Source organism: Cohnella massiliensis (genome assembly GCF_900169535.1).
Lineage (GTDB): Bacteria > Bacillota > Bacilli > Paenibacillales > Paenibacillaceae > Cohnella > Cohnella algarum.
Map to the genome: position 1 here is coordinate 3184200 of NZ_LT821259.1, position 7709 is coordinate 3191908.

At 56.2% G+C, this 7709-nt stretch carries 7 protein-coding genes and 1 pseudogene; 3 read left to right on the forward strand and 5 right to left on the reverse strand.

Annotation, left to right across the window (positions count from 1 at the left end):
• Positions 1–4 precede the first annotated feature (4 nt).
• The 3 genes from B7E11_RS28590 to B7E11_RS28600 all read right to left on the reverse strand — a co-directional run bounded on the left by B7E11_RS28590 (position 5) and on the right by B7E11_RS28600 (position 3211).
• Positions 5–856, reverse strand: a complete 852-nt coding sequence (locus B7E11_RS28590) for a carbohydrate ABC transporter permease (RefSeq protein ID WP_342744492.1) — start codon at positions 854–856, stop codon at positions 5–7.
• Positions 856–1749, reverse strand: a complete 894-nt coding sequence (locus tag B7E11_RS28595) for a carbohydrate ABC transporter permease (protein WP_281256560.1) — start codon at positions 1747–1749, stop codon at positions 856–858. Before B7E11_RS28595 ends, B7E11_RS28590 begins: the two co-directional genes overlap by 1 nt.
• 109 nt (positions 1750–1858) lie before the next feature.
• Positions 1859–3211, reverse strand: a complete 1353-nt coding sequence (locus B7E11_RS28600; protein ID WP_080840813.1) for an ABC transporter substrate-binding protein — start codon at positions 3209–3211, stop codon at positions 1859–1861.
• A gap of 234 nt (positions 3212–3445) precedes the next feature.
• Between B7E11_RS28600 and B7E11_RS28605 the strand changes: the two genes are divergently transcribed.
• The 3 genes from B7E11_RS28605 to B7E11_RS28615 all read left to right on the forward strand — a co-directional run bounded on the left by B7E11_RS28605 (position 3446) and on the right by B7E11_RS28615 (position 6655).
• Entirely contained in the window at positions 3446–4204 is a 759-nt protein-coding gene (locus B7E11_RS28605; RefSeq protein WP_080841109.1) for a response regulator transcription factor, read from the forward strand.
• Positions 4134–5993, forward strand: a complete 1860-nt coding sequence (locus tag B7E11_RS28610) for a cache domain-containing sensor histidine kinase (RefSeq protein WP_176220938.1) — start codon at positions 4134–4136, stop codon at positions 5991–5993. The genes B7E11_RS28605 and B7E11_RS28610 overlap by 71 nt, the downstream gene beginning before the upstream one ends.
• 281 nt (positions 5994–6274) lie before the next feature.
• Entirely contained in the window at positions 6275–6655 is a 381-nt protein-coding gene (locus B7E11_RS28615; RefSeq protein WP_080840815.1) for a hypothetical protein, read from the forward strand.
• 3 nt (positions 6656–6658) lie between these two features.
• On the opposite strand, the pseudogene B7E11_RS28620 reads toward B7E11_RS28615, so the two are convergent.
• Positions 6659–6817: pseudogene (locus B7E11_RS28620) on the reverse strand (manganese catalase family protein); the annotation flags it as partial.
• A 111-nt stretch (positions 6818–6928) separates the two neighbouring features.
• Positions 6929–7393 carry a hypothetical protein gene (locus B7E11_RS28625; RefSeq protein ID WP_080840816.1) on the reverse strand — a complete coding sequence of 155 codons (465 nt, stop codon included), beginning with the start codon at positions 7391–7393 and terminating at the stop codon, positions 6929–6931.
• Positions 7394–7709: the final 316 nt, after the last annotated feature.

The following is a 7709-nucleotide window of genomic DNA, read 5'->3' on the forward strand; positions in this document are numbered from 1 at the left end:
TTCTCTATCCTTTGATGCCCGTCGTGGCGATGCCTTCGACAAAGTACCGCTGCGCCAGGAAAAAGACCAGGACGGTCGGAACGATCGACAGAATCCCCATCGCGATCACCTGATTCCAGTCCGTCGCTCCCCCCGTCGAATCGATCGTCATGCGAAGCGCGAGGGAAATCGTATACTTTTTGACGCTGCTGATAAAAACGAGCTGGTTGAAGAAGTCGTTCCAAGTCCAAATAAATTGAAAAATGGTTCCCGACACGATCGCCGGCACGGTCAGCGGAAGCAGAATCCGGAACAAAATGCCGGCCGGCCCGCAGCCGTCCATAACCGCCGACTCGTCCAGCTCGCGCGGCAGGCCGCGGATGAACTGCACCATCATGAAAATAAAAAACGGAAAGCAGCCGAGCATTGCCGGCACGATGAACGTCCAGTAGCTGTCGAGCCAGCCCAGGTTGCGGAAGATCAGGTACCTCGGAATCAGAATGACCGTTTGCGGCAGCATCAGCGTCGCGACCATGACGGCAAACAGGACGTTGCGCAGCGGAAACGAAAACCGGGCGAAGCCGTAGCCGACGATCAGGCTGGAGGCGACCGTAAACAGCACCGTCGGAACGACGAGCAGAAACGTATTGAGGAAAAACGTCGTATACGTGTACTGGCCCGTGCCCTGCCACCCTTTGGCGTACGAATCCCACACGAACCGTTCCGGCCAAAGTCCGAGCGATCCGAACAGGTCGGTATTGGTTTTGAACGATGCGAAAAAAAGCCAGATCAACGGGTACACCATCACGAGCCCGATCAGCGCCAGCCCCAGATGGCGAAGGCTTGCTTTGGCGAGTCGGCGCGAAGCCGTAGGCATCATTTTCGCCCCCCATCCTCGTAATGCACCCACCGGTTCGAGCTGCGGAAAAGGATCAGCGTCACCAGGAGGATGAACAAAAACAGCACCCAGGAGACGGCGGAAGCGTACCCCATGCGCATCTCCAGGAACGCTTCGTCATAGATTTTAAGGCCGATCAGGTAGGTCGCCTTCATCGGACCGCCGTTCGTGACGACGAAAGCGGCCGTAAACTCCTGCAGCGCGCCGATCAGCTGCATGACGAGATTGAAGAACAGAATCGGCGTCAGCAGCGGAAGCGTAATCGCGCCGAACGTGCGGAAACGGCCCGCGCCGTCGACCTTCGCGGCATCGTACAGTTCCGAAGGAATACCCTTCAGCCCGGCGAGAAACAGCACCATCGAGGTGCCGAACTGCCATACGACGAGCAGGGAAATCGTAAAGAGCGCGACGTCCGGATCGCCGAGCCAGTCGACGCCGGGCAGCCCCAGCTTGCCGAGCAGGCTGTTGACGACGCCTTCGTTCATGAACAGGAACCGCCAAAGCAGCGAAATGGCCACGCTTGCGCCCAGGATGGACGGCAAGTAATAAACCGTCCGGTAAACGTGCATGACCTTGCTGTTCCGATTCAGGAGAACGGCGACGAGCAAGGCGAACGCCAGCTTGATCGGCACCGCGACGAACGTGTACAGAAGCGTGACCCGCATGGAAGGGAAAAAATCCTTGTCCTGCGAGAACAGCTTGACGTAGTTGTCCAGCCCGATAAAATCGCCGGTCTTCACGAGACTGGAATCGGTCAGCGAATAGTAAAACGACATCGCCAGCGGGTAAAACTGAAAGCCCAGAAAGCCGAGCAGCCACGGCGAAATAAACAGCAGCCCCCACAGGGCATGCCGCATCGTTCTGTTTTTCAAGAGACGGGTCACTTCCTTTCGGCTGGTCCTTGCGCGCGGCGAAGAAAACCGGCGGCTCCTGCGCCCGAAGCGCGGGGCCGCCGCCGCGGAAGCCGGGATCGGCCGCCCGTTAACGGGCTTCGGCCTTCAGCTCCTCCAGCTTTTCCTTGATGTTGGCCATCGCTTCCGCCGCGCCTTGCTGCGGCGTCAGCTTTTTGTAGATGACCTTTTGGATCGCGTCTTCATGGGCCACGCGGATGCTCGCGTTGTCGCTCAGCACCGTGATCGGCAGAGCGGTCCGGGTGCCCGCGTATTCGACGGCGGCCTTGATCTCCGGCTTGAGCTGCCCGGAGGCGCCGAGCGCTTCGAGCGCTTTGCCGGAAGCCGGGATGCCGCGCTGAGTATTGAGGATCACGGCCGCTTCCGGATCGTTGACGAGCCAGTCGAGCAGCTTGGCCGTCTCTTCCTTCACCTTCGACGAGTCGTTGATGGCGAAGCCGGTCCCCGCCGTGATCGGATTCGCGCTTTGCTTCGCGTCCGGATGCTCCGGGAACGGCCCGATCGAAATGCTGGCGCCGCTCACCGACTGTTCGTATTTGCCGAACGCGCCCGCATAGTCGAACAGCATGCCGATTTCGCCGTTGACCCATTTCGGGTTTTGCTCCATTTTGCCGACGAACGCGGTGCTGTTTCCAAAAGGCTCCATGACGCCGTTTTCATAGAGCTGCAGCAAGTAGCTGTAGGCGCCCTCCAGATCCTGCTCCGTAAAGTTCGGCGTAAAGTCGTCGTTGATCCAGATTTTCCCCGTCCGCTGGGTGACGTACGGGATGATGATCTCCCTTTCGATCACGTCGATGTCCGCCGTCAGCAAGTAGTCGTCCGGGTCGGTCTCGTGAACCTTTTTGCCGATTTCGATCAGGCTGTCCCACGTCCACGACTTGTCTTGCGGAATGCCGTGCTTTTCGAAGAAAGCTTCGTTGTAAATCGCGCCGAACGTGTCCTGGCCGGTCGGGATGAAAATCAGCTTGTCCTCGTACGTGGCGAAATCGCGCAGCGCCGATTCGGGAAACGTCGACGTGTCGATCTCCGCCTGCTTCAAATCCATCAAGTAGTCGCCGAGCTGGTCGTTGAACGAGTTCACGTACTGAAACAAGTCCGGCGCGGAGTCGCCCGCGAACTGCGTGGCCAGCTTTTTCGAATAGCCGTCGAATCCCATGTACTCCGCTTCGACCTTCACATACGGGTTCAGCTCCATATATTTCTCGATCGCCGCGAGCGTCGCCTCATGCCGGGGACCGCTGCCCCACCAAGAGAAGCGGATCGTGACCGGATCGGCTTTGCCGCCCTCCGCCGACGCGCCGCCTTCGCCCGCCGGCACCGTGTCGCCTCCGTTCGCGCCGCCTCCCGATTGCCCCCCGCATGCGGCTAGCATGAGCATCAAGGCCAGTAGCGCGGCGAGCGCAGCCCAAGGTTTTCGTTTCATTTTCGCATCCTTCCCCCTGATTCGTGTCGATTTTTGGCGCCAACGTCATCGTATCATAGCGCTTTCTTTCTGCTAAGGGGTGGAAGTTTGGAAATGGGGCCGAACATTAAGCGCTTCCAATAAAGCGGTTTCTTTTCTTTGGAAAACACTGACGTCTTTGGGTCCTCGTTTTGAAGCGATTAACAGCCGTGCGCTTTTATATTATGATGAAGTAGAAAAAAGGGGGGCATGACGGTGTACAAGCTGCTCGTGGTCGACGACAACACGGATACCCGCAAGACGCTCTGCAGTTCGTTTCCGTGGGATCAAGTCTCGTTCGAAATCGCGGAACAGGCGGACAACGGCCAGGATGCGCTGCGCTATCTGCTTACGCACCCGGTCGACGCGGTGCTGTGCGACATTCGGATGCCGCGGATGTCCGGGCTGGAGCTGTCGAAGGAAATTCATCAGCGAAACCTGCCGGTGAAAATCGTGCTGCTCAGCGCGTTCCGCGATTTCGAATACGCCCGCCAGGCGATGGCGTACGGCGTGCGGCAATATTTGGTCAAGCCGGCCAAGTACCGGGAATTGATGGACGTGTTCCGCGAGCTGAAGGAGACGCTGGATCGGGAACGCCATTCGCAAGATCAACCCGATGCCGCTCCCGGGGAAAGTCACGCGAACGCCATGCTGAACAACGCGGACGACCCGATCATCCGCAAAATCACGGACTACGTGGCGCTCCATTACCGCTCCGTCAAGCTGGAGCACGCGGCCGGCGTCGTTCATATGAACCCGACGTACCTCAGTACGTACTTCAAAAAGGCGACCGGCATGAATTTCTCCGAATATGTACTCGCTTACAAAATGGAAAAGGCGGCCGAATTGCTGCAGGAGCCGCATTGGAAAATGTTCGAGGTCAGCGAAATGGTGGGGTATGCCAATGTCAAAAACTTCATTCGCTCTTTCAAAGACTACTTCGGAAAAACCCCTGGCCAGTATCGACGAGCGTAGCAGCGTCCGGCGGTTCATCCGCCCTTCCCTGCGCCGCCGTTTTTTTCTTATCCAATTTTTTCGTTTTTTGCTGTTCTGCCTTATTCCCGTTCTGATTCTCGGCTCGCTGTCGATTTTCATTACGCAGCGGTACATCGGCGAAGGCATCGAAGCGGACAACGAGCAGACGCTTCGGCAATACGGCGATTTTCTGCAAATCGTCGCCGGCGAGATGGACTCGCTTAGCTTGTCGTTCGACCAGGACCCGAAAATTTTAATGATGCTCAAACGGGTACTGACGAAGCCATCGTTCAGCTACGATGAGCGGGAAGCGCTGTTTTACCTGCGGAACGTCATCGAAGTGCCGGCCAATTCCAAGCCTTATATCCATTCGATCTACGTCTATTACGACAACCCGGCCGGCCGGTTCCTGTCGTCGCGCGAGGGATTGACCCACCCGGATTCGTTCTTCGACGGCGGCTGGCTCGAAACGGTCGGCCGCCCGTTCCGGGGAGAAATGCGGACCGATGCCAGGCAAATTCAGGAGTTCGCCCTCGCGAGCGCGACGCGCGACATCGTGACGGTTTCCAAACCGATCGCCTCCGGCAAAGGGGTGATCGCGATCAACGTCGATCCCTCCTATTTCGCGCGTTCGTTCGAAGAACAACGCCAATTCCCCGATCAGACTCTGCTGGTCACGGACGGAGCTTTCCGGCCGTTTCTACTTTCGGGCCCCGAGCTGTCCGGCGCCGCGGCCGCCCGGCTGAAGCAAGCCGCCGAAGGTTCCGCCGAGGCAGCCGGCGGTTCGCCGGTTTCCTTCGCGGAAGCCGGCCGGCATGTCACCGTCATGCCGATTCCCCGGCTCGACTGGTTTCTGGCGACGTCAGTGCCCAGCCGGTCGCTTTACGGTCCCGTGCGGACGTTGACCGAGTTTACCGTCCTTTTGTCGCTGTTTTCCGTGCTCATCAGCTGCCTGTTCGCCTTCGGGATGACGCGCAAGCATTACCGGCAAGTGGACGGCATTATCCGCACGCTCAATTCCGCCGATCAGCAGACGCTGCCGCAGGAAGGCGGACGGATACGCGATCTGTACGAGCTGATCGTCCAGCGAATTTTGGAAGCGTTTTTGCAGCAGCGTTATTTGAAAATCCAGCTATCGGAGCGCAAATACCGCGAGGAGGTGCTCGAGCTGCGCGCGCTTCAATCGCAGATGAATCCTCACTTTTTGTCCAACACGCTGCACTCGGTGTATTGGAAAAGCGTCGAGCTGACCCGATCGCCGAACGCCGTCAGCCGCATGATCGAACAGCTGTCCGACATGCTCGACTATGCGGTTCGCACGGCCGAAGACCTCGTCTCGCTCGAGGAAGAAGCGCTGTACTGCCGCAATTACGTCCATATCCAGCAGATGCGCCACCCGGACAGGCTGACGGTCGTATGGGAATCGTTCGAAGGGCTGGAAACTTGCCGGGTACTGAAGCTGAGCCTGCAGCCGCTCATTGAAAACAGCATTCAATACGGCCTGGAGCAGGGCGATGCGGAACGGCTTGCCGTCAAGATCCGGTTTCGGATGGAAGAGCGCACGCTGAAAATCACCGTGATCGATAACGGGCCCGGCATCGGCCCGGAAAGGCTGGCCGAGATCGAGGGGATGCTGTCGTCCGACGACGGCCCCTCCGCCCATGTCGGGCTGGCGAACACCTATCGCCGGCTCGGGCTGAAATACGGCCCCCATTCGAAGCTGCGCATGATCGGCCGTTCGGGACGGGGAACGGCGGTCACGCTTTATTTTCCCCAGGACCTTTCGTAAGACGGGAAGCGTAAGTCCGTCGGGGGGACGGCCGCTCGATGACGCGACCCCGCAATTCGCAAGAAATGCCGCGCTCAAAAAAACGGTATGCTGATGATGGAACCCCAAAGTGAAGGAGCTCGCCGCATGGCTTCCGCCGGAAGGGATGGAGGGCCGAATCGAAGCAGCGATTCGGGGGAGCTCATCGGCGGTTCTTTTCCAGACGTTCTCCGGACTTGGTTAGATTTGCCGAAATAGGGCACAATGAACCCGACGCAAAATTTCGGCAAAGGAGCCCAGACATGCTGCCCGAAAACGAAAAGGCGGTTATCGTATACTTCAATACCCCGGAACAGGCTCAAGAAGCTTTGGAGAAAATGAAAAGCGAGTTCGAAGTCATTGAAGCCCGAATCGACCGGTTCGACGGGGTTCCCGGCGACGGAGCCGACCCGGGCAATCCGATTACGGGCGATATTCCGAGCCTCGGATCGCTGACGCTGGGCGGGGACTTCAGCCGGGACCCCGGCATCTTGGCCGCGGCGAGCGCCAGCGCAAGCGGACTCAGCGCCGGGGGACCCGGGAATATGGTTTCGGGGACGGACATTATTTTAACCGCCATCGTCCGCCCGGAAAACGGACAACGTGCCATGGACATCGCTTATGAGTGCGGGGCGCTGAAGTAGCGCCCCTTCCGAATTCGGAACTTCATACAGTCGAACGACCTGCAGCCGGCTTTGCGATTCGGCATTCAGATTCGCTCGGAAGTCGGCGAGCAGGTTGCCGCTTGCGATCGTGTACCTGGAATTCCACGGATAACCTACGCTATCGATCGGCGTGGCTCCGAGCCGGAAGTCGATTTCGCCCAGGTAAATCATGTCTTGACTTTCATTCTTGGAAACATCAATACTAACTACAGGTTTCTCTCCCCTATTTGAAATCGTATTTTACAAACCCCTCTATATTCCACAATGGTATACATAACAATTACCTTCGGACAGTCTATCGGAAAATGAAATTATCTTTTCAAATTGCTTAATAATTTCATTACGATTATAAACTAGCTTTTCATACTGACCCGCTTGTCCCCCTCCTTCAAGCATAACAAATTCTCCTGTAAGCTCTAATGTTGTCGGTGAGTTTAGAAATAAGTCTCTCCAAGAGGAAAATACATTTTTTAAGTTCCTAGCAGAAGCCTTATCAAAAAGAGTAACGCCGTAATAGTTGATCCCTGTACCGGCTGGTGTCCCATGTAAAGCTGGATTTTTACTCGGAATCCAGTTTAATGTATCACCAACGTACAGAATAATGTCGTCATGTATCCCTACACGATCTATAATTTCAGGGTTATTTTCTCTATTCATCCAAAATCGTTCTACATCTATTGTAATAGGAACGAGATAAAACTCATGCTCTAATGCCATTTTATTCCTCCTATGACTTGATAACTTCGCCTTTCCCCCAAGTTTCTTAGAACTTCTTAACAGATAACCGAATCCTTATCGATATATTTAAGTCCCATTTTATCTAACATTACATCAATAAAATACTCACACTTTTCCTTCTTATTTATCGATGCTGTTCTCCTCCGTTGACGCTTATTCAATGAGTCATGTCAACGCCGGAATTAATTTGACCCACTAGCGCCGGGATATTTTTGACCCACCTGCGCGCTTGGTGCCGAATAGATTCCGGTTTTTAGTTTTTCCTTAAGCCTGTAGCTGTTCCCACGGATATTCA